Raw genomic sequence first — 23302 nt, 5'->3', positions numbered from 1 at the left:
AGTTTTACCTAAAAAATAAATAGAGCTACCAACATATAGGAACTAATGATAGGCATTTTCAAGTGGATATTTTGTAAAACATCCAAGGAGGCATTAATGCAATTACAACAAACACCAGTTTTGGAAGACACTCTTTGGGAAGCAGTTCTAAATCGAGATTCTGCTTTTGAAGGCAAGCTTTTTTACGGTGTTCGCTCTACAGGCATTTATTGTCGACCGATTTGCCCTAGTCGCAGACCGAATCGCAATCAAGTTTGTTTCTTCCAGTCGGCCCAAGAGGCTGAAATTACAGGTTTTCGACCTTGTAAGCGCTGTCAGCCACAATCTGAAACAATTCCAAATACAGCTAAAGCGAAAGTCTTAGCTGTATGTCGATATATTGAAGCACAAGGCGATCGCATCCCAACTCTCCCAGAATTATGTTCTCACGTTGAAATGAGTTCCAGCTATTTGCAAAGAATATTTAAGCAAATAATTGGCGTATCTCCCTTTCAATATGCAGATGCGCTGCGTAGCCAACGATTGAAACAGCGTCTCCAAGAAGGAGAGGAAATTGCCCATGCACTTTATGACACAGGGTATGGTTCAAGTAGCCAACTCTATGAGAAAGCACCTAAGCAACTGGGAATGACCCCAAAAACTTACCAGCAAGCCGGAAAGGCAATAAATATTGTCTATGCGATCGCTCCATGTCCATTAGGATATTTGCTTGTAGCAACAACAGAGAAGGGTATCTGCGCCGTTAAACTAGGTGATAAAGCAAACAAGCTTGAACATATTTTGAACCAAGAATTTCACCAAGCGCAGATCGTGCGTGATGACCATACACGCAAGGAATGGATACAAGCAATTCTCAACTTGATTGCGGGAGATGAAACACATCTTGATTTACCACTTGATGTCCGTGGGACAGCATTTCAGAAACAGGTTTGGCAAGCATTACAAAAAATTCCATATAGCGAAACCCGCACATACACTGATATTGCTCGTGATATTGCCAAACCTCTAGCAGTCCGCGCGGTGGGTAATGCTTGTGGAGCTAATCCAACAGCGCTGATTGTACCGTGTCACCGGGTGCTGCGGAGTGATGGCAGTCTTGGTGGTTATCGCTGGGGAATTGAACGCAAACAAAAACTGCTTATACAAGAATCGAAATTTCTCAAAGATGACTCAAACACCTGAACTAGAAGCGCTGACTGAAGAAAGTCTTACCCGTGGTTTAATGGTGCTGGCCAATCTTGATAGCGATTTGGCTCGGATTTTAAATACACTGGGGCCTCCACCTATATGGAAAAGAGAACCGGGTTTTGCAACGCTGTTGTGTATAATTCTAGAACAGCAAGTTTCCGTAACGGCTGCAAGGGCTATATTTAAACGTCTATGTGGGGTTGTTGTAACTCTAACGCCAGAAAATTTTCTGATATTGGATGATGTTCAATTGAGAGGAATTGGATTCAGTCGGCAAAAGATTATATACTGCCGTGGGTTGGCGAATGCGATCGCAACTGATCAGCTTGACCTCAGCAAGCTGGAAACAATGGACGAAACTACTATCAGAACTGAGCTAAAGCGTCTTAAAGGTATAGGAGACTGGACAGTTGATATTTACTTACTAATGGCGCTGCAACGTCCTGATGTCTTTCCTAAAGGCGATTTAGCGATCGCGATCGCTTTACAAAAACTCAAAGGATTAGCGACGCGTCCAACACCAGTTCAACTAGAAGCAATGACGCAGCACTGGCGACCGTGGCGTGCAGTTGGTGCAAGACTTCTATGGCACTACTACTTGAGTAATGCCAATAGTAAGTCGGTTACAGTTTACCCGTAAAGACCCTTTCAGCTGGGCCTGTCATGTAAACTCGTTGGTCGATTTCTGACCATTCAATTTGCAAGGGACCACCAGGTAATTCTACAGTTGCGGTGCGATCGCATTTCCCTGTTAACACTCCTGCTACCAAAGAAGCACAAGCACCAGTCCCACAAGCTAATGTAATCCCAGCACCCCGTTCCCATACCCGCATTTTCAAATAGTCACGGCGTACCACTTGAATAAATTCGCTATTTATGCGTTGGGGAAAAACTGGGTGATGCTCAAATTTAGGGCCGATAGTTTCTAGCTCAATTGCTGCTACATCTTCCACAAAGGTAATGCAGTGGGGATTTCCCATATTTACACAAGTAACTTCCCAAGTTTGCCCCGCCACCTCTAACGGCTGAGAAATGACTTTTTCTTCATTGGGTGTAAGAGTAGTGGGAATTTCGCCAGCGAGTAACCTGGGTAAACCCATGTCTACTTTAACTTGACCATTAGATAAGAGTTGGGGAGTCATTACACCACCCAAAGTATGAATGCGATATGAGTCTTTATTTCGGGATTCACCTTCTAAGTCTGCTAAAAAGCCAGCTAAACAGCGAATGCCGTTGCCACACATTTCCGGTTCTGAACCATCGGAATTAAAAATCCGCATGGTGTAGTCAGTGCCGTTTTCTCCGGGTAGGGCAAAAATTACACCATCAGCACCGATACCAAAATGGCGCTCGCACAACTTGATGGCTTGCTCTGGAGTCACTACAGGCTCAGATGACGAGCGATTGTCAATCAGAATAAAGTCGTTGCCTAGACCATGATACTTAGTAAATTCGATTGCCATTTCCTCAAGGATGAATTATCAAGGATTAGTTACTCTTTATTTTGCCTTGTAGGTTCATCTTTACTAAAAATGCTTACTGATTTTGACACCACTTTGCCTAGTATTATCCAAGTCCAAAACCTGATTAAACAAACAACGCCAGTAGAGTTAAAGCTGCTGACTGGTGATGTGCTAACAGGAAAGGTTTTATGGCAAGACCCACAGTGTATCTCTATTGCGGATGAAAACAGCCAGCAAACCACTGTTTGGAAACAAGCGATCGCTTATATTAAGCCAAAGAGTTAGTCATTTGTCCTTTGTGAATGACCAATGACCAATGCCTCTCTTAGAGAAGTATGGAGTTCAAAATTTTTGACTTTTGACTTTTGACTTCCCCAAAGGGGCTGACTATTCTCGCCAATTATCCATAGGCAGAAACTCATTGAGCGCTTCTGCCTCAGCAGCTTTCACTACTGGAATAGAAACGGGTACTGAAGTTGCGATCGCAAATAACTGTTGTAGTTGACTCAGACCTGTCAAGCCACCACATAATAATACTTGGTCGCCAATTCGCAAGTCCATGCTGCCATCAGGATAACGAATAAACTTACCATCGCGCCGGATCGCCTGTACCTGTACTCCAAATTGCTTACCAATATCTAAATCTGCAAGGGTTTTGCCTAGTGTTGGTGTATCTGCATTCACTGTAACCCACTGGCAAGCACTATTTTCTCCGGGAACAGCAGCTTGTCCCTTAGCGAATTCTGCTAAAGCCGCCAGTTCTTCATCTGCTCCCACTACTAGCAGGCGATCGCCTTCTTCTAATTTGGTTTGATTGTTGGGATAATCGATCTCATCGCCGTTAGCTCGGCGAATTGCCATCAAACTCGTTCCTGTTAAGTAGCGCATATCGGCTTCTTCTATGCTCATGCCAATTAAGGGCGAATTAGATGGTAGAGGATACCAGCGCTGATTTAGATCGCGAGTTGCTTGGCGCAAATCACGAGCAACTTCACTAGCAGAACGCTCTGGACGAAAATCCAAATAATGATCGTTACGGATTTGCTGCATTTCTCGCTGAACGACAGTTGGCGACAACAAGCCTAAGCTAGTTAACAAATGAGTTGCCATTTCTAAGCTGGCTTCAAACTCTGGTTGCACAACTTCTTTCGCTCCCAATTGATACAGCACCTCAATATTTTTATCCTGGGTAGCACGGACAACTAAATCTAATTCTGGGCACAATTCCAGAGCGCGTTTCAAGCAAAGACGGGTACTCATGGGGTCTGGAAGTGCGATCGCCATTCCTTTAGCATGACTCACTCCGGCGGTTTCCAGAACATGTAAACTCACGCAATTGCCATAAACATAAGATACCCCAGCCTCACGCAATTGCTGAATTCTCCTCTCTGATTGATCGATTACCACCACAGGTATGTCGTGTTGCAGCAACAACTTCACTAAATTTTTGCCAACTCGCCCATAGCCGCAGACTACCAGATGGTCTTTAAAGGGCAAATCTTCCGACACATCCCGCGCCTCTTGTTCTTCTAGGTACGGTTTCAACCAAGGCATTGATTCGGCAAAGTTAAATAAAAATGGCACTAACCGCAAGACAAAAGGAGTAAGTATGAGAGTGACTGCGGTGGTTCCCAAAATTAATAAGTATATCTGTCGAGACACCAGCCCCAAAGTCTGCCCTTCACTAGCCAGAACAAAGGAAAATTCCCCAATTTGCGCCAGTCCCAAACCGGCGATTATGGCTGTTTTCAAAGGGTAGCCAAACAGCTTTACTAAGGGCGTGATAATTAAAAATTTACCTACGAAAACTAGTGCCACCAGTCCTAAAATCAATTCCAGGTTGTTCCACAAAAACACTGGATCGATTAACATCCCAATAGCAGCAAAAAATAAACTGGCAAAGATATCTCGCAGTGGTTCGACATAAGTCAGAGTTTGATCGGCATATTCCACCTCAGAAATCATCAAACCGGCGACAAATGCCCCCATCTCAATCGACAGTCCCAAATGCTCTGTTAACAGGGCAATGCCCAAGCATAGAGCTACAACCCCTAATAAAAATAGTTCTCGGCTTTCGGTACGGGCTAACAGTCGCAACAAAGGCGGTATCAGCCAAATTCCCGCAGCTATTGCACCAGCAGCAAATAAACCAATCCACAGCAGCGCTGTCAGCACGGCGATACCAATGGTTTCTGCTGGTTGGTTGAGGGCTGGTAAGACTGCTAACATGAGTCCCAGCGCTAAATCCTGTACTACCAAGATCCCTAGCATCACTTGCCCGTGAGGCGTTTCTGTTTCGTTACGCTCCATCAAACATTTGAGGACAACTGCTGTGGAAGACAGGGACAGAATACACCCCAAAAACATCCCCTTAGCAGGTAAAGCTCCCCAAGCTCCAGTTAACCCACATACCACGACTGTGACCAAAATTGTCAGAGCAATCTGAAGTCCACCCCCGCCAAGAGCGATCGCTTTTACTTTCTTGAGTTCCGCAAAGGAAAATTCCACACCCAAGGCGAATAATAAAAAGGCAACCCCGAACTGTGCCAGAGTCTCTACTTGAATAAGTTCTTTAATCAGCCCCAGTCCGGTTGGCCCTATGATCATCCCGCCAATCAGATAGCCTAGCAGCACGGGTTGTCGTAAAAGTGCCGCCAACAGCCCACCGCAGGCTGCAACACCTAGAACTAAAACTAAATCAACAATTAGCCTAAAATCTTCTTGCACCAGTTTTAAAAGAACTATTAAGACCTATTAATTTAGGATACAAAGTTTTATGATCTCAAACAGCTTGTTTAATGAAGGTGCGACAAAATTTTTATATTGGACATTGGGTTTATGGCAACACGGTTCGGTTAACATTTTAATATCTTAAAGATCCCCCAAACCCCCTTTAAAAAGGCTTGCTCTTAACCCTCTTTTACACCCTTTTTAAGGGGTCGTTGCAGGCGGGGGGATCTTAACCGAACTGTATTGGAACCGCTATCAGCTCTTGCTCATCTAACTTGCACATTTTTTTCTGTTGACTGCTGACAGTTAACAGTCAACAGTCAACAAATCTCATGAGTTATTATGTAATTTAAAGGCGTAATAGTTTACTTTCTTTCTCAGTACAGGTAACGCAGCTGGCGGCACAAAACGCAGAAAACGTAGCGATCGCTGACAAAGTGTTGAGGGGAGCGAAACATGGAGTGAGATCGTTCTATCCACTGGGTTCCGCTCAGAATGACAATCCTAATTTTTTGACTTTTACAAGAGTTTATTGAACCCGCTTCACTCTACCTTGATTCGGCAACTCAAACGAGACTGTTGATATGATTGGGGCATTTGGGTTAGGCACAGTAGGTCCAGTCTCTGGAGATGGAGCCAGTAGTCGATAGTCACTACGCCAACGTTGATGGTTGAGGTCACAAACAACATAACCGCGTTGTCTACCATTAAAATACTTTATCCACGGACTTTCTGGTAAAGCCTTCTCAATTCGGTCACTAGCGCCAAAGCCTGAGGTAATCGATGTGCCAACAAACTCAGTACCGACTGTAGCAGAGTTAGGGTTATTGTAATCAGCTTTCAGGTCGCTTACCCAACTGGAGTGTGTGTCACCAGTAATGACAACTGGGTTGGCTGGCTGACGTTGAGCAAGGAAGTTGAGAATACGGCTGCGGGCAGCTACATAGCCATCCCAAGCATCAATATTAAAGGCAGTCTCAGGGCCTGCTGTCCAGTCGTGCTGGGTAAAGACAACCTGTTGAGCAAGAACATTCCAGCGTGCCCCAGAGCGCTCTAGATTGCGGAACAACCACTGCTCTTGTTCAGTACCAGTCATAGTGGCATTTGGATCAAAAGCTTCTGGACAGCGTGGTTCAATAGTGTCATTACAAGGTTGGTCGCTACGATATTGGCGAGTATCGAGAACATTAAATTCAACCAAGTTACCGAAGTTTAAGCGTCGATACAGCTGCATATCAATGCCTCTAGGTTTTGAAAAATCCCGCAGTGGCATATGTTCGTAGTATGCTTGGAAAGCAGCAGCACGACGAGCTAGAAAAGCTTGGCGTGTTTGTTTTTCTGGATCTTGAGGGATTTCGTCTGCCCAATTATTGTCAACTTCGTGGTCATCCCAAGTGACTAGCCAAGGAAATGCAGCATGAGTCTGTTGCAGGTTGGGGTCACTTTTATATTGAGCATGGCGATTGCGATACTCCTCCAGTGTCACTGGCTCTCCATTACCTTCATGAGGTCGCAGTGCATTCGCTCTCGGCGCTCCCTCGTAAATGTAATCACCGAGGTGAACCACCAAATCTAAATCTTCTTGAGCCATATTTTTGTAGGCGGCGAAGTATCCTTGCTCCCAGTTTTGACAGGAAGCGAAGGCAAAGCGGAAGCGCTCAACGCGATCGCGCGGATTAGGAGCAGTGCGAGTCCGTCCGATTGGACTCACTTCATTGCCCACCCTAAACTGATACCAGTACCATCGTGCAGGTTTTAATCCTTGCACTTCTACATGAACAGAGTGTCCAAATTCTGGAGTAGCTATCTGTGTGCCACTGCGGACAACTTGCCGCATCTTTTCGTCGGTAGCAACCTGCCACTGCACTGGAACATTAGATTGTGGCATCCCACCACCATTGAGCGGATCGGGGGCTAAACGCGTCCACAGTACTACATTATCTGGGAGTGGTTCACCGGAAGCGACACCCAAACTAAAGGGATAATTAGAGAATTTGGGCTGGGCGAGAACTTTGTTAGACCATTGATTGGCGATCGCAAAACCAGTTAAGGCTCCAGTCCCAATCAACACTTGTCGCCGTCTCAGGCGACTTGATAGTAAGCGCTCAAAGTTCAAGTTTTGCATATACTCCCCTGATTATCGCGTTTAAATCACAGCAAAGTGTAACAGCGCAACTTTAATGCCTCTTTGCAATCAGGTTAAGCATTGATTATTCCAACACAACCTAGTTATTTAATCTGAATTAATAGCGCGATTTTTGGCTATGTTGGAGGGCAGAAAATGCTCCTATAATTCCCAAAATTAACAAACTGACTGTTGAAATTGTTTCGGGAACAGCTTGCACCTGATCAACAAGCAGCCCTGAAATTATTGTTGGTTCACCTACATCTACAAGCCCAACACCTAATACAAATTCACGAAAATCCTGAAAACTTCCTATTTTAGGTAATATATATCACGATGCATTTGTACAGTGCGTAAGTTCTGAGTCTACCCCTTTCAAGGTGACTCATAAAATAAGATTGTTTTTTCTCAGCGCTCTCTGCGCCTAGTAAGGTTTAAAAGTAATTTATTTAACCGAAGAGCCACAGAGAACACAGAGTAAATAGCTCAAAGAGGAATTTATTGACCAAAATTTTTACCCACCTTCAAAGGGCTAGTCCTGAGTCAAAACAATTTTGAGGCGAAAGTAATTAATGTTAACATAATTGTCACGAAACTTTGACTTTTCTAAATTTTTAGTGTCCAGACCTTTAGGGCGGAAAGTGAATTAGGAGATTTAGATATCCATGCCTAACCGCAAAAAGCATATTGAGCATCTACCTCATGCTGAAGCAGCTGATCGCGCAATTCGTTTCAAGCAACATCAACGCCTGTTTGCCTTACTTGCGATCGCAGCTGGTTTAATTTTTCTTCAGGGATATATGATTGCTCCCCTGATTCCACGTTTGGCTGAAGTGTTTAACGTTCCAGTTCAGGAAATTGGATTTATCGTTCCAGCCTATATGTTATCTTACGCACTGATGGCATTGTTCTACGGTGTGCTATCAGATCGATTTGGACGATGGCCTGTAATTCGCATCTCGCTGGCAATTTTTGTAATTTGTACAATTTTGACCGCAACGGCTCAGACAGCTTCGCAAATGGCAGCTTGGCGACTGCTGACTGGACTTGGAGCTAGTGGCGTTATTCCACTCACATTTGCATTGATTGGTGATTTATTTCCTTTTGAGCAACGAGGTAGCAAGCTAGGGCTGGTGTTTGCAGCGATGGAAGGAGGAATGGCGGCAGGTTCTGCAGGTGGCGCAATTCTTGAACCGTTTTTGGGTTGGAGATGGCTATTTATCGGTACGGCTGTTCTTGCTGCTTTTGTACTTTGGCGGCTTCATCTTTACGGCGCTCTATTCGATACACCCAGCATTAAAAAATTACCTAGCATTCGCGAGATATTTAGAGGATACAGCCAGATATTAATTACTTTTCGCGGACAACGAACCTATGCTTATGTTTTGTGGAACGGGATTTACCACTCTGGTGTATATACTTGGTTAGGGTTGTATTTGTCACAACGTTACAACATGGATGCCTTGAGCATTGGTTTGACTATTCTCGGCTACGGCATACCTGGATTACTGTTGAGTTCCCTAATTGGTCGATCTGTTGATCGTTGGGGAAGACGTTGGCTAGTTCCGTTAGGACTAGTGATGGCGGCCTTAGCTGGTCTTGTGATGATTTTCGATATTCCCGCGTATGTCACGACGATAGCGGTTCTGTTCTTATCTTTGGGATACGACCTGACGCAACCTTTGTTTGTGGGTATTGTGACTGACTTGGGGGATGGCAATAATTTAGGTCAAACGATGGGACTCAAAGTGTTTACCCTATTTACTGGATTTGGTGTTGGTAGCCTTATTTTTGGAGAGTTACTACACTTTGGGTTTGGCATAACTCTGGCTATTTTTGCTGGCATTCAGTTAATTTCTGGTTTGATAGCAATTCCACTCTTTTGGCGGGAAGTCCCATCTTAACTACGCTCATAAGCTGATGCGTGCTAAAAAAGTATAAACACTCTTTAGGGTCGTTAACTGTTAACTGTTGACGGTTAACGGTTATCAGTCATTAGCCTTCATGTAAATGTTCAAGTTAAATGCTTATAGCAGTTCCCATTCATATGTAGTATAATATTATACTATAAATTCCGAGGCACGGCACTGCCGTGCCCCTACGGGTGTACCTCACGTAAACGAGAAACGCTATAACAGCTTAGAAATACATGGATGGGATACGGAAGACTGAGAGATTTAGACCTGAGAGTGTCAATAATGAGTATTTCTGCCCTATGCTGATTAAATTTTAGGCGAACTAAGCGCATTCAATAATAGTAGCGACCACGGCACTTTAATATCGGGTATAAGCCATGAGTAATTTCTTAGTACAGGTAATGCAGCTGGTAGCACAAAACGCAGAGAACGTAGCGATGCAGGCTGCTCGCCATTTTCATCTACAATCCCATATTTATGAGCTAGTTCGGCAACAATCTGTACACGCCCTGTACGACACATGAGATTTGGCTCACCAGCAAGTGCAGCAATCACCCGTCCAGTTAGCAAGGGAGTTTCCCAGTTATAGCGATCGCTTAAAAATGAGAAATTATTTTCAGTAGCATTGGTTTGATTCCTTTCCGAAGCAAAACGGGAAAAAAGCTCAGTACCAACAATACCTGGCCAAATTGAAACAGAAGCGACATTATGGGGTTTTAACTCAACAGCCATATCAGCTGCTAGGCGATCGCAAGCTGCTTTACCAGCACCGTATGCTGTATTAAATATATAAGACATACTACCCCACGATGAAATGGTGCAAATTAGTCCAGAGTGACGTTTGGTCATCATTCGGGCAGCAAAAACACTCGCAACATAGTGGCTACGAAGACCAACGTTATTGCTAGCATCCCAAATACTTGGTTCACAATCCCAAAATGGCTGCCCATAGGCGTTTTTTAATGCCTGAACTCCTGAGTAAGCATTATTCACCAGTAAGTCAAGTTGTCCATCCTGCTCATCTTGGATGCGCTCAAACAGTAAACGCACCTGCTCATCGTCGCTGTGGTCTACTCGGACGGGAATGCACACACCACCAGCTTCCTCTATGGCTGCTTGGGTTTCGTTAAGACTCCCTGAAACCGCATCACTAGAAGAGTTGTTGAGACTGCGCCCGGTAACATATACAGTTGCCCCAGCCTCACCCAAGCCAATAGCAATTCCCCTACCAATCCCCCGCGTAGCACCTGTTACCAATGCCACTCTACCCTCAAGATATCTCATAATAATCCCTTTTCTTTGCCGTCTTGCTCCCCCTGCCTCCCCTGCTCCCCCTGCCCTCTTGCCCCCCCTGCTTTTGATTAACGGTATAACCAAACCCGCAAGAGTGAAAGCAGTTGCTCAGTATCTACGGGTTTGGTGATGTAATCAGATGCACCGGCTTCAATACACTTCTCGCGATCGCCTTGCATGGCTTTAGCGGTCAGTGCAATAATTGGCAAAGATTTAAATTGCTCGTTTTGGCGGATTAAGCGTGTTGTTTCGTAACCATCCATTTCTGGCATCATGACATCCATCAAAACGACATCAATATCTGGTGTAGTTTCCAACAGGGTTATCCCTTCCCTGCCATTTTCAGCATATAAAACCTGTATTTGATAACGCTCCAGCATACTTGTTAGCGCGAAGATGTTACGCACATCGTCGTCTACAATTAGCGCTTTTTTGCCAGCGAGTAAGTAGTCTACAGAATGCAGTTGTTCAAGTATTTCTCGTTTTGGTGCTGGTAAATTTGCTTGGACTCGATGTAAAAATAATGCTGTTTCATCAAGAAGACGTTCGGGCGATCGCACATCTTTAATGATGATTGTTTCAGCAATCCGCCGGAGTTCCGTTTCTTGAACTTTGCTAATTTCTCTACCTGTGTAAACAATAATTGGTAAAGTTTTGCCGTTCGGTAAAAGCTTTATCTGCTCGATAAGTTCAAACCCAGTCATGTCGGGTAGCCCTAAATCGAGAACAAGGCAATCAAAATGCTGTGAGCCGATGGCTTCTAAGGCTGCTGCACCTGTGCCAACAGCAGTAGTAGAAACATCGCTGTTGCCAATTAGCTCGACAATACTAAGCCGTTGAATGTCGTCGTCTTCGACTACTAACAAATTCTTCACTTGGCGCTCAACAAAACCTTTAATTTTGGCCAACGCCTCAGATATTGTCTCGCTGGTTAAGGGTTTTTGCAGATATGCGATCGCTCCTAGTTGCAAACCGCGTTGTCTCCCTTCTTCAACTGTCATGATATGTACAGGAATGTGACGGGTATTTGGGTCATGCTTGAGCCGATCTAATACCGTCCAACCATCCATTTCTGGCAACCTGATATCTAGCAAAATGGCTGAAGGCTGGAATTGCTGCGCTAGCATCAAACCTGTACTGCCAGTTTGGGCAGTGATTACCTTGAATCCGTGCTGTTGCGCCATATCTAAAAGGATACGCGCGAAATTAACGTCATCCTCGACAATTAGTAACACGCGATCGCCTCTTTCAATAACGGCGCGATCGTCACTGAGAAGTGAGGAGTTAGGAGTGAGGAGTGAGGAGTTAGGAACGGGAAGTGAGGAGTTAGGAGTGGGGAGTGGTTTGGATGTATCAGGAATCAATTGTGGGAAAAAGAATGTAAAGGTGCTACCTTGACCTGGTTGACTGACCAGTTTAATTTCGCCGCCAAAGAGACGGGCGATTTCGCGGCTAATTGATAAGCCCAATCCAGTGCCGCCGTATCTCCGACTGGTAGAGCCATCGGCTTGCTGAAATGCCTCGAAAATAACTTTCTGCTTGTCGGGAGCAATGCCAATACCTGTATCGCTAACTGAGAAGGCGATGACATTTTGGGCGCGATTCAAAGTTACCTGGTCGTTGCTCCACCCTTGCTTCGCCACCGCAATTCGCAAGCGTACTTCTCCTCGCTCTGTAAATTTAAAAGCGTTGGAGAGCAGATTTTTCAACACCTGTTGTAAGCGTTTGACATCTGTATAGATGGTTGCCGGCAATTCGGGAATAAATTCAATTGCGAAGGCAAGTCCTTTGCTCTGAGCTATTTGCCGGAAGGTGCGCTCAATCTGATCACCTAACTCTGTCAAGGGCATTTGGGTCATGTCAATCGACATAGTCCCAGATTCAATTTTAGCGAGATCCAGAATGTCATTGATTAACGCCAACAAATCATTACCTGCTGAGTAAATTGTTTGGCTGTATTCGACTTGCTTGGCAGTGAGGTTGTGATCAATATTATCTGATAACAACTTCGCCAAAATCAACAAGCTGTTCAATGGTGTCCGCAGTTCATGGGACATATTGGCGAGAAACTCAGACTTGTATTTTGAAGAAAGGGCTAGTTGTTCTGCCTTCTCTTCTAAAGAGAGCCTTGCTTGTTCAATTTCCCGATTTTTGCGCTCGACTTCTTGCTTTTGTATCGCTAACAACTCTGCCTTTTCTTCTAATTCGGTATTGGTTTGTTGCAGCTCTTCTTGTTGTCCTTTAAGTAAGTCTTCAGAGGTTTTGAGTGATTGGGCTTGTTGTTCTAAACGCTTATTAGTTTCCCGGAGTTCATTTTGCTGGACTTGTAGTTCTTCAGCTAAAGATTGCGACTGCTTGAGTAATTCTTCAGTTCGCATGGATGCTGCGATCGTGTTGAGGACAATCGCTATACTTTCGGTAAGCTGGTCGAAGAATGTCAGATGAATTTCGCTAAAGCGGCGGAAGGATGCTAATTCTATGACTGCTGTCACCTGTCCTTCAAAGAGTACAGGTAACACCACGGCATTAAGTGGAGACGATTCGCCTAAACCAGAGGCAATTCTGACATAATCACTTGGCACGTCCGTCAGCAGAATTCGCTCTTTTTCTAAAGCGCATTGTCCCACCAAACCTTCACCCAAGTGGAAGCGGTTAGCTAGATGTCTGCGTTCGCGGTAAGCGTAGCTACTAATTAGTTTTAAAAACGGTATATTTTCCCCAGACTCCATCAGGAAGAATACGCCGTGTTGCGCTCCTACCAAGGGTGCTAGTTCTGAGAGAATTAGTTTAGATACGGTTTCCAAGTCTCGCTGCCCTTGCAGCATTCGGGTAAACTTGGCTAGGTTAGTTTTCAACCAGTCTTGTTCGGTATTTTTCTGCGTTGTCTCCCGCAGATTGGCAATCATCTGGTTGATGTTGTCTTTGAGTATCGCTACTTCCCCTAGTGCTTCGACGGCAATTGAACGAGTTAAATCGCCTTTAGTTACAGCTGTAGCAACTTCTGCGATCGCTCGCAACTGAGTTGTCAGTGTAGCAGCAAGTTCATTCACATTATCCGTCAAATCTTTCCAAGTTCCAGCCGCCCCAGGGACTCTAGCTTGTCCTCCCAATTTCCCTTCGATTCCCACTTCCCTTGCTACTGTGGTTACCTGATTGGCAAATGTTGCTAGAGTATCAATCATCTCGTTGATTGTCTCTGCCAAGGTTTCAATTTCTCCCTTAGCATCTAGCATCAGTTTCCGTTTCAAGTCTCCGTTAGCAACCGCCGTTACAACTCTGGCGATACCGCGCACTTGTGCCGTTAAGTTCCCTGCCATCGAGTTAACGTTATCTGTTAAATCTTTCCAAGTCCCTGCAACACCTTGGACTTGGGCTTGTCCCCCTAACTTTCCTTCAGTTCCCACTTCTCGCGCCACCCGCGTTACTTCTGATGCAAAAGAACTAAGTTGATCCACCATTGTGTTGGTGGTGTTCTTCAAGTCTAAAATTTCGCCTCTGGCATCAACGGTAATTTTCTTCGATAAGTCGCCATTAGCTACCGCTTTGGTAACTTCCGCGATGTTGCGAACTTGTCCGGTGAGGTTCCCCGCCATCGAGTTAACGTTGTCTGTTAAATCTTTCCAAGTCCCTGCAACTCCTCTGACGTAGGCTTGCACGCCTAATTTACCTTCCGTTCCCACCTCACGGGCAACTCTTGTCACTTCCGATGCAAAAGAATTTAGTTGATCCACCATTGTGTTGATGGTGTTCTTAAGTTCCTGAATTTCACCTTTCACATCAACGGTAATTTTCTTAGAAAGGTCACCATTTGCTACGGCTGTGGTAACTTCGGCAATGTTTCGCACCTGTGCCGTCAAACTTCCCGCCATGAAGTTTACACTTTCGGTCAAGTCTTTCCAAGTACCTGCCACTCCCTTAACTTCTGCTTGTACGCCTAGCTTACCTTCAGTTCCTACCTCCCGCGCCACCCGCGTCACTTCACTTGCAAAGGAATTGAGTTGATCCACCATTGTGTTAATGGTGTTTTTGAGTTCCAATATTTCACCTTTGACATCAACGGAGATTTTTTTAGATAAGTCGCCATTTGCCACCGCCGTGGTGACTGTAGCAATATTTCGTACCTGTGCCGTTAAACTTCCCGCCATGAAGTTCACGCTGTCAGTTAAGTCTTTCCAAGTGCCAGCCACGCCGCGCACATCTGCTTGAACGCCTAGCTTACCCTCGCTTCCCACTTCCCGCGCCACTCGCGTCACTTCACTTGCAAAGGAGTTGAGTTGATCCACCATTATATTGATGGTATTCTTGAGTTCCAAAATTTCGCCTTTGACAGCAACAGTAATTTTCTTGGATAAGTCACCATTTGCGATCGCAGTTGTAACTTCGGCAATATTCCGCACCTGTGCCGTTAAGCTTCCCGCCATGAAATTCACGCTGTCGGTTAAATCTTTCCAAGTACCAGCAACGTCTTTGACTTCCGCTTGTACACCCAATTTACCTTCAGTTCCCACTTCACGCGCAACCCTTGTTACTTCCGATGCAAAGGAACTAAGTTGATCCACCATTGTATTAATGGTATTTTTCAACTCCAGAATTTCACCTTTCACATCAACGGTGATTTTCTTGGAAAGGTCGCCTGTTGCAACCGCCGTAGTTACTTCGGCAATATTTCGCACCTGCGCCGTCAAGCTTCCCGCCATGAAGTTCACGCTGTCGGTTAAATCTTTCCACGTACCCGCTACGCCGCGCACTTCTGCTTGCACGCCCAACTTGCCTTCACTTCCCACCTCACGCGCAACCCTTGTTACTTCTGATGCAAAGGAATTCAGTTGATCCACCATTGTGTTGATGGTGTTTTTGAGTTCCAGAATTTCACCTTTCACATCGACAGTAATTTTCTTAGATAAGTCGCCTGTTGCAACCGCCGTAGTCACTTCAGCAATGTTCCGCACCTGCGCCGTCAAGCTTCCCGCCATGAAGTTCACGCTGTCAGTTAAATCTTTCCAAGTGCCAGCCACACCGCGCACATCCGCTTGCACGCCCAGTTTACCTTCACTACCAACTTCACGCGCAACCCGTGTTACTTCTGATGCAAAGGAGCTAAGTTGATCCACCATGATATTGATGGTGTTTTTGAGTTCAAAGATTTCACCTTTAACATCGACAGTGATCTTTTTAGATAGATCACCATTTGCGATCGCAGTGGCAACTTCGGCAATATTTCGCACCTGTCCGGTAAGATTACCCGCCATTAAGTTAACATTGTCGGTTAAATCTTTCCAAGTACCCGCTACTCCCCGGACTTCTGCTTGTACGCCTAACTTCCCTTCAGTTCCCACTTCACGGGCAACTCGCGTCACTTCTGATGCAAAGGAATTAAGTTGATCCACCATTGTGTTAATAGTGTTTTTCAACTCCAGTATTTCACCTTTCACATCGACAGTGATTTTCTTGGATAAGTCGCCATTTGCAACCGCCGTTGTCACTTCCGCAATATTCCGCACTTGTGCCGTCAAGCTTCCCGCCATGAAATTCACACTATCGGTCAGGTCTTTCCACGTACCCGCTACCCCCCGGACTTCTGCTTGACCGCCTAATTTTCCTTCTGCACCCACCTCACGGGCAACCCTTGTTACTTCTGATGCAAAGGAATTAAGTTGATCCACCATGATGTTGACGGTGTTTTTCAACTCTAAAATTTCGCCTTTGACATCAACAGTAATTTTTTTCGATAAGTCGCCATTCGCTACCGCCGTTGTCACTTCCGCAATGTTACGGACTTGGGCTGTTAAATTCCCAGCCATCAAGTTAACGTTGTCGGTTAAATCTTTCCAAGTACCTGCTACACCTTTAACTTCGGCTTGCACGCCCAACTTGCCTTCAGTTCCCACCTCACGCGCAACCCGCGTCACTTCCGATGCAAAGGAATTAAGCTGATCCACCATCGTGTTGACGGTGTTTTTTAGTTCTAGAATTTCGCCTTTAACATTGACAGTGATTTTTTTGGATAAGTCACCATTTGCGATCGCAGTGGCAACTTCGGCAATATTGCGAACTTGTCCGGTGAGATTACCCGCCATCAAGTTAACGTTATCAGTCAAATCTTTCCAAGTGCCAGCAACGCCTTGCACTTCGGCTTGAACGCCCAACTTCCCTTCGGTTCCCACCTCACGCGCCACCCGCGTTACTTCCGATGCAAAAGAACCGAGCCGATCCACCATCGTGTTGACGATATTAGCAGTTTGGAGAAACTCTCCTTGGAGGGGTCTGCCTTCAATTTCTGTAGCGATCGTTTGCGATAAGTCACCATTGGCAACTGACCGAATTACCCGAGTAGTTTCAGCTGTTGGTTGAACTAAATCTGTAATTAGAGTATTGACAGAAGTAACACAATCTGACCACGAGCCACGAACATCTCCGAGAGAGGCGCGTTCGGCAATTTTGCCTTCTTTGCCGACAACGTTACCAATGCGTTGTAGCTCCACAGCCATCCGCTCATTCTGGTAAATAATCTCATTGAGCGTATCAGCTATTTTGCCCGCCACACCAGTATGGTCTATGGGCATCCGAGCAGAAAAGTCACCCTGTTTAACAGCATTCAGCGTTCTTAGTAGCTGATTTAAATCTAGATTGTCGCTGTCTCTAGTTAACTGTTCGGTCGCCATAGCCTTATCTCTAAAAAATTTACTTGGTTTTCGTGTTTAAAGAAGACTTTTTCAAAGCAGAGAGTTGATCCTAACTCTCATTAGTGCTTTTAGGTTTTGTGATACTCCCCATAGCAAAAAATTTTTATAATCTGATTAGCTTGGGGTATCTAGTTATTTTATTGTCAAATGTTCGCAGTAATGACTATGCATAGCACAAAGGTTAGCGAAGCTGAGTTTAAATCTAACTCTTGACTGAGGGCAATCAGCTTTACTGCGAGTTGTGTAAAACTTTTAGTGAGGTTAATTTGTTTAACTTTAAATAACCAAAATGCTATTTTAGTTGTATAGATAATAATCAAGTTTGCCTTTTAGTTTGTTGTTATCTTAAATTAGTTACTCAATATGCCGGTTTGCACCCGTAATGCGTACTAACTCTAATCATAACGGGGAAATAGTTAAAATTTCTCAAGGGGCAACGTAAGAGAGCAGAGAAGAAGTTCGCTATTGGCGTAGCGTTTTCCCTAGTGGTCTGTCAACTTAAGTTTGAAGGGTAAACGTAGACGCGCAGCGATGAAGCCGCGCGGTCTTCTCCCAAAGGGCTTGCCGCAGACTACCACAGAGGCGCAGAGGGCACATCAACCCCTTCTCCTGCAAAGATGCTGCGCGTAGCTTGCTTCCCCGGAGGGGTATGGGGAATTCAAAATTACAATCCCCATAAATAAATTTAGTTACTCTGTATCCTTTTCGGTAGTAAAAAGTACTCAGAATGTTTCTTTACTCCCCCTGCTCCCTTTGCCTCCCCTGCCTATTTCATGAGGATCACTTTTTCGCGTTGCTCCCATTTTGCTCCTTGCTTTAATTGAGATGGTAGCTGCATTTACGCCATGCTATCCCAGGTATTCTCAACTTGGCATAGTCGCCGCTTAGTTGAACACGTGACGGTACTTGGTGTAAGGTTGCACAGCATCTTTGAACTGCGGCTTGATACTCTCGCCATTGCCTACGGATTGCAATACTGGCAGTATCGTCACCTAAGTCTGAAAATCTTAGCCCAGCTCGAATCAGCCAAGTTTCTACATCAGTTGTTTCACCCAGCATTTCTGGAATGAGATTAATTTTTTCCATGAGTAATATCTTTTACGCATATTCAAAATTGGCCATTTTACTTTAAGAGAAACTTTTGAAAAGTAGCCAATATAATTATTTATTAAAATCATAAATGCAAATAATTAAAAAAATGCGTCCTATCTGAGTATTCATACTCAGATAGGACAGAATGAGTTACTATTACGGCTAGCAAATATCATTGTTTTAGCTTACGAACAAGCTGTTTTCTAGCTCATAATATTTAGAAGCGATAGCCTAATCCGGCTTGGAAGCTGACGGCATCAGCATCACTATTTCTGTAAGCGTCAATAGCCCATTTAGTATCGCCATAGGCAATGACATTATTCCTAACTTCTGATTCAATACCAAGGGTGACTACAGGCGCATTTTGATTGCCTAATGGGGTTTTTTGACCTTCGTCAGTTACAAACGAATAACCACCACCGAAGTAAACATTAGTATTTCTGGCGATGGGCGCATCGTAAGTTACTATGGGCATAATTGCGGCAGCATCACCACCATACAGCAAAGAACCCCGGACTGAAACAGGCGCATTAGGAAGGGCGTAACGTCCTTGAATATTACCACCAAGTTGTGCTTCATCGTTTCCTTGTCCGCCACTGGTTGCACCAACGGCAACACCAGCACCGATGTAGTTAGCGTTTGTACCGGCTGTTTGAGCAGAAGCAATTCCTGCCGAGAGGACAATGGAAGTAACAGCGAGGAAAGAGGCAGCTAATTTTGTAAGTTTCATAGAATTCTTCTCACTAGAGTTAGGTAAAATCAATATTCTCTAGTACTAGAATCTCTTTTTTTACAAAATGTAACCTCGCACACTTGGTTCACCCAAGTGGCTGAATTATTTCTCACCCACCTGGGTGTACTAGCGACTTGCGTTATTTCTTTAAAAAGCGCTGACGTAGACGAGATATAAAAATATTCACCTCTGGTATTTTCATTGATGAAGCGATCGCAGCAAACACCGCAATCCCCACGAAGCCAGATACACACAACTGCAACAACAGAACCAGTAAACCCGTTTTACCTAACAACTGTTGGGAAGCAACCAAAGTTCCATAGCTAGCAACCCCAGCTACCAAGCTACCAGCAGTCAAACCCAAAATCGGTAAACTCCACTCGCGCCAAGGTAAACCATTGAGTTTGCGATCGAGTAACCACAACAGCATCAACAGGGAACTGCAATTTACGCCTACTGTCGCTAACACCAAACCGGGAGCACCAAAAGGCCCAACTAAAATCCAATCGAGCACAGCATTGAGAAAGATATTAAAAGTACTGATGCGAAAAGGTGTCTGCCCATCACCCAAGGCATAAAATACCCGCACCAAGACATCACGCCCCAAATAAGCAAACATCCCAATCCCGTAAACAATTAGCAATTCGGAAACTAGCTGCGTAGCATCTTCCGTGAAAGCACCCCGCTGATATATTACCTGGACAATTGGTACAGATAGCACTACCATTAATGCTCCTAGAGGTAGCATGGTGACAGCACTAAGTAGGAGTCCCTGACGAATACGTAATTTGAGATCGTCCCAATTTTCTGGTTCGGCAAGTTTGGCAAATATCGGTAATAGAGGCAGCAAAATGATATTAGAAATAATCCCTAAGGGAGTTTGCACTAGCAAATTGGCATAGTTAAAACCAGCAGCAGCACCAGGGATGGGACTTGCAAAGTAAAGCACAGTAGCAAAGTTAATTGGCATCATCCCGGAAGAAATTGTTGCCGGAGTCATGATTCTAATTACTTCTTGAACACCGGGGGATTTAAAATCAAACCGCAGGCGTAACGTACCTAATCCTAACCGCCACTGAACAATTAGCTGCACCAGCCATTGGAGAATTGCTCCTGCCAAGGTTCCCCAGGCTAATACCATACCACCGATTAAAGCGTTTTCTGGCTTGATAATGTCCTTGCCCACTTGTATGGTCATGAAAGCAATGCCGATAATAACGGTAATGCTAGATAACAAAGGGCTGATGGAGAGTAACCAATATTGATTGGCTGCATTTAGAGTACCAAAGCCAATGCCAATTAAACCGGCAAATAAAGCCATTGGTGCCATAATGTGGAGTTGTTGAATTGCGATCTCTCTGGTTGTCGCTTCCAAACCATAACCGACTAAATCAATGATTGTATCCGCAAATAAAACTTGAGCAACTGTCACCAGCAAAAGCAATCCAGCTACCAGCGTTGTTACGGTTTCCACTAAAGGAGCCGCTTCTTCTCGCCGCCGCTTGGCTAAAACGCTGACAACTGCACTGTGTAATGGGCCATTTACACCACCGAGTAATATCAATAAAAAGCCAGGGATAACATAGGCATAACTATAGGCAGTGGCAGCAGCACCAACACCAAAAGCGGCAGCGATCGCTTGCTGCCGCACTAAACCGAAGACTTTACTAATTAATGTGGCTACGGCAACAATGCCAGCAATTCCAGCGAAAGAACGAGAAGGTTTTTGGTCTTGTTGTGTCACGAATATTACCCGACAACTCTTGCAGAGTGCATATTTTAAAACATTTAACCTGAAATCGCGCAGTCTGTCAGGCAAATTTTCACAAATTGGAAGTTCCTAAATAGGGCTAGAGATGCTTACTACAAACCTTTAATTTATTTATGCGGTGCTGTACTCTTTGCGCTAACAAACCCTACTATCGACAACCTAAACTATCTCGCGTTGACATACCCGTAACTGGATTTACCCCATCAGCCCTTTCACACATTAGCGACACTTGATAACGATCAATCAAAGCGTCGGTAAAATCAGCGCCTGTAATTTCGGCATCAAAAAAACGGCTGCGGGTCAAAGTTGCTTCTGTAAAAATGGCATTTTTCAGGTTAGCACCATCCATAGTGACGCGATCAACTAAAGCGCCGCTCAAGTTTGCACCTTCCAAATTTGCCTTTAACAAAACTCCTTTAGTGAGAATTGCGTTGGTTAAATTTGCTCCTTGAAAATTAGTCCCTCGCATTTCTGCTGCTACAAATGTCACACCTGCCAAATCAGCATGAGAAAAATCACGATTTTCTAAATTTATATTGTTGTAATTAATTGTATTTATCTGAGCAAAAGCAGGTTTGGGATTAAGTATTATCCACCCGAATGCCAGTATCAAAATTACAATCAAACCTAAAAAGCGCAGTAAAATCTTTTTCATAACTTTATTATTTATCAGCAGTCCTTTGTCATTAGCCGCTTGTCATTTAACCAATGACTAATGACTAATGACTAATGACTCTTGACTATTTCCAATCTTTACCAATCCGAATTGTGAGATCAGATTCTAAATCACCAATCGCCGCTACCTCAATTTGACCCAAGCCTAAGACTTTTTGCAAATCAACTCCAACTCGTCGGTTGCCTTTTTGGACAACAATCTGAGTTTGACGTTGGGTATCTGGCCAATCAGGCACTTTGTAAATATTAGTAAAGCCTTTCTGTTTCAGATAAGCAATAACTTTTTCAGTTAGCTGAGGTTGATTGGAGGCATTTTGAATAGCAATTTTGAGCTTAGGAACCTGACGCATATCTGGTTTTAGACCAGGTACATTTACCCCAACATAATCATTCAACAGGCTCTGTTGTCCAGTCATATTTAGCCAATAGCTATCAGGGTCTTTGCTAAAACGGCTAAATGTACCAGGCAACACGGTCATTTGGAAATTATCTCGATCCAAGTTGAGGCCGAAATTCACCAACGCCATCATTTCTTCCATCTTCAGGTTGGTATCAAAGTATTTTCGCATCAAGCGAGTTAATTGAGGCAACCTGGGTAAGACAGTAGGACTATTTAAGCGTTGCAGCAATGCTGCTATAAGTGCTTGCTGACGCTGCACTCTTGGCAAATCTCCCAAACCTGTTTCGCGGAACCGGGCAAACTGTTCTGCTTGTTCACCGTTGAGGGTTTGCCAGCCACTCACTAAATTGATCGACAGGCGACTGCTGGAGTCTTTATATTCCATAGATTGGGGAACAAAGACTTCTACTCCGCCTAACTGATCGACTAACTGCCGTAAGCCACTAGTAGAAATACGGATATAGCGATCAATTGGGGCATTGTTTAAGGTACGGCTAACTACCCGTGCTGCCAAGACTGGGCCGCCTTTGGCATTGGCATCAGATACCTTAGTTAATCCCTTTTCTCCCTTTTCTGGGATGGCGATCATCGTGTCTCTAGGAATGGAAAGCACCCGCACAGATTTTTCACTAGGGTTGAGCCGTACCAGTAGCATCGTGTCGCTTTTCCCAGCAAAGCTTTCTGGTGAACCATCAACAGTACCGCTAACTGGTTCAATCCCCATAATTAAAATATTCATGGGTCGTGAAAGCTGGTACTGGGAGAGTTTGCTCCATAACTCCCCTGGTAGTGGTATTTTTACCTCGTCTTGAGCAGTTCCTAAATCTTCATCTGTTCGATCTAGATTGCTCCATAACGGAGTCCAAAGAGCTAAGGTTGATACCAGTAACCCAGATAAGACTACGCCGATGACAACCGTCATGATCCACAACAGCCATCGAGGCATGGTTAAGCCCAGTCTCTCGTAAAGCTGATTGGGAATTGCACCCATTGATTCGACGACCCTACGATTGGGATGCGCTAGCGGATTTAGTTCGACATCCTCCTCCTCTGAATCAGCTACTGGTGCAGGTGTTACTTGATTTTCCGTTCGTTGACTTTGCTGCGATCGCACCTCAGTTTCAAATTCTGCAACTTGCTGAGATCCAAGCGGATTTTCCGACCATTCGACTTGTTTTATCACAATTATCTCCCCACTCAACCACTCCCTAAAGGTATGTTAATCCAAGCTAC

Annotated in this window: 14 protein-coding genes; 4 read left to right on the top strand and 10 right to left on the bottom strand. The window is 44.6% G+C overall.

Translation table 11 applies throughout. The features are described 5' to 3' along the window. Window positions 1–96: 96 nt before the first annotated feature. Complete coding sequence (gene ada / locus H6G96_RS16205; RefSeq protein WP_190912404.1) at window positions 97–1182, top strand: bifunctional DNA-binding transcriptional regulator/O6-methylguanine-DNA methyltransferase Ada; 1086 nt, start codon at window positions 97–99, stop codon at window positions 1180–1182. Then, the gene (locus H6G96_RS16200; protein ID WP_190912403.1) at window positions 1166–1828 is read left to right on the top strand and encodes a DNA-3-methyladenine glycosylase 2 family protein; all 663 of its coding nucleotides are present in this window, start codon (window positions 1166–1168) and stop codon (window positions 1826–1828) included. Before ada ends, H6G96_RS16200 begins: the two co-directional genes overlap by 17 nt. Here H6G96_RS16200 and dapF read toward each other — a convergent pair. Further along, window positions 1812–2651, bottom strand: coding sequence for a diaminopimelate epimerase (dapF, locus tag H6G96_RS16195; RefSeq protein WP_190912402.1), 840 nt, complete (start codon window positions 2649–2651; stop codon window positions 1812–1814). The two genes, H6G96_RS16200 and dapF, sit on opposite strands and share 17 nt — an antisense overlap. A 69-nt stretch (window positions 2652–2720) precedes the next feature. On the opposite strand from dapF, the gene H6G96_RS16190 reads away from it, so the two are divergent. Next, window positions 2721–2936 carry an RNA chaperone Hfq gene (locus H6G96_RS16190; RefSeq protein ID WP_190912401.1) on the top strand — a complete coding sequence of 72 codons (216 nt, stop codon included), beginning with the start codon at window positions 2721–2723 and terminating at the stop codon, window positions 2934–2936. A gap of 102 nt (window positions 2937–3038) precedes the next feature. Here the strand turns inward: H6G96_RS16190 and H6G96_RS16185 are convergent, their stop codons facing one another. Continuing rightward, entirely contained in the window at window positions 3039–5378 is a 2340-nt protein-coding gene (locus tag H6G96_RS16185; protein WP_190912400.1) for a cation:proton antiporter, read from the bottom strand. A 532-nt stretch (window positions 5379–5910) separates the two neighbouring features. Next, window positions 5911–7506, bottom strand: coding sequence for an alkaline phosphatase D family protein (locus H6G96_RS16180; protein ID WP_190912399.1), 1596 nt, complete (start codon window positions 7504–7506; stop codon window positions 5911–5913). A gap of 665 nt (window positions 7507–8171) precedes the next feature. On the opposite strand from H6G96_RS16180, the gene H6G96_RS16175 reads away from it, so the two are divergent. Further along, on the top strand, window positions 8172–9410 hold the full coding sequence (locus tag H6G96_RS16175; protein ID WP_190912398.1) for an MFS transporter: 1239 nt from the start codon (window positions 8172–8174) through the stop codon (window positions 9408–9410). Window positions 9411–9728: 318 nt separating this feature from the next. On the opposite strand, the gene H6G96_RS16170 is transcribed toward H6G96_RS16175, so the two are convergent. The 7 genes from H6G96_RS16170 to H6G96_RS16140 form a co-directional block, all read right to left on the bottom strand. Continuing rightward, window positions 9729–10706, bottom strand: a complete 978-nt coding sequence (locus tag H6G96_RS16170) for an SDR family NAD(P)-dependent oxidoreductase (protein ID WP_190912397.1) — start codon at window positions 10704–10706, stop codon at window positions 9729–9731. A 77-nt stretch (window positions 10707–10783) separates the two neighbouring features. Beyond that, a complete protein-coding gene (locus H6G96_RS16165) occupies window positions 10784–17377 on the bottom strand; it encodes a HAMP domain-containing protein (RefSeq protein WP_190912396.1) in 6594 nt (2197 codons plus the stop codon). A gap of 837 nt (window positions 17378–18214) precedes the next feature. Further along, entirely contained in the window at window positions 18215–18484 is a 270-nt protein-coding gene (locus H6G96_RS16160) for a hypothetical protein (protein WP_190912395.1), read from the bottom strand. A gap of 223 nt (window positions 18485–18707) precedes the next feature. After that, complete coding sequence (locus H6G96_RS16155) at window positions 18708–19220, bottom strand: hypothetical protein (protein ID WP_190912394.1); 513 nt, start codon at window positions 19218–19220, stop codon at window positions 18708–18710. Between the two features lie 142 nt (window positions 19221–19362). Next, window positions 19363–20967 (bottom strand): murein biosynthesis integral membrane protein MurJ, encoded by a 1605-nt coding sequence (murJ, locus tag H6G96_RS16150; protein WP_190912393.1) that lies wholly within the window; start codon window positions 20965–20967, stop codon window positions 19363–19365. Between the two features lie 175 nt (window positions 20968–21142). Then, complete coding sequence (locus H6G96_RS16145; protein ID WP_190912392.1) at window positions 21143–21649, bottom strand: pentapeptide repeat-containing protein; 507 nt, start codon at window positions 21647–21649, stop codon at window positions 21143–21145. Window positions 21650–21734: 85 nt separating this feature from the next. Then, window positions 21735–23252, bottom strand: a complete 1518-nt coding sequence (locus H6G96_RS16140; protein ID WP_190912391.1) for an LCP family protein — start codon at window positions 23250–23252, stop codon at window positions 21735–21737. Between the last annotated feature and the right edge of the window lie 50 nt (window positions 23253–23302).

Source organism: Nostoc sp. FACHB-892 (genome assembly GCF_014698795.1).
Lineage (GTDB): Bacteria > Cyanobacteriota > Cyanobacteriia > Cyanobacteriales > Nostocaceae > Nostoc.
This window is presented reverse-complemented; position numbering and strand designations above follow the sequence as displayed.

Excerpts from the sequence above, each read along its gene's own strand:
- H6G96_RS16200 (WP_190912403.1), top strand. The coding sequence starts at position 1,166 with ATGACTCAAACACCTGAACTAGAAGCGCTGACTGAAGAAAGTCTTACC.
- H6G96_RS16190 (WP_190912401.1), top strand. The coding sequence starts at position 2,721 with ATGCTTACTGATTTTGACACCACTTTGCCTAGTATTATCCAAGTCCAA.
- H6G96_RS16180 (WP_190912399.1), bottom strand. The coding sequence starts at position 7,506 with ATGCAAAACTTGAACTTTGAGCGCTTACTATCAAGTCGCCTGAGACGG.
- H6G96_RS16145 (WP_190912392.1), bottom strand. The coding sequence starts at position 21,649 with ATGAAAAAGATTTTACTGCGCTTTTTAGGTTTGATTGTAATTTTGATA.
- H6G96_RS16155 (WP_190912394.1), bottom strand. The coding sequence starts at position 19,220 with ATGAAACTTACAAAATTAGCTGCCTCTTTCCTCGCTGTTACTTCCATT.
- H6G96_RS16175 (WP_190912398.1), top strand. The coding sequence starts at position 8,172 with ATGCCTAACCGCAAAAAGCATATTGAGCATCTACCTCATGCTGAAGCA.
- H6G96_RS16160 (WP_190912395.1), bottom strand. The coding sequence starts at position 18,484 with ATGGAAAAAATTAATCTCATTCCAGAAATGCTGGGTGAAACAACTGAT.
- dapF (WP_190912402.1), bottom strand. The coding sequence starts at position 2,651 with ATGGCAATCGAATTTACTAAGTATCATGGTCTAGGCAACGACTTTATT.
- H6G96_RS16165 (WP_190912396.1), bottom strand. The coding sequence starts at position 17,377 with ATGGCGACCGAACAGTTAACTAGAGACAGCGACAATCTAGATTTAAAT.
- ada (WP_190912404.1), top strand. The coding sequence starts at position 97 with ATGCAATTACAACAAACACCAGTTTTGGAAGACACTCTTTGGGAAGCA.
- H6G96_RS16170 (WP_190912397.1), bottom strand. The coding sequence starts at position 10,706 with ATGAGATATCTTGAGGGTAGAGTGGCATTGGTAACAGGTGCTACGCGG.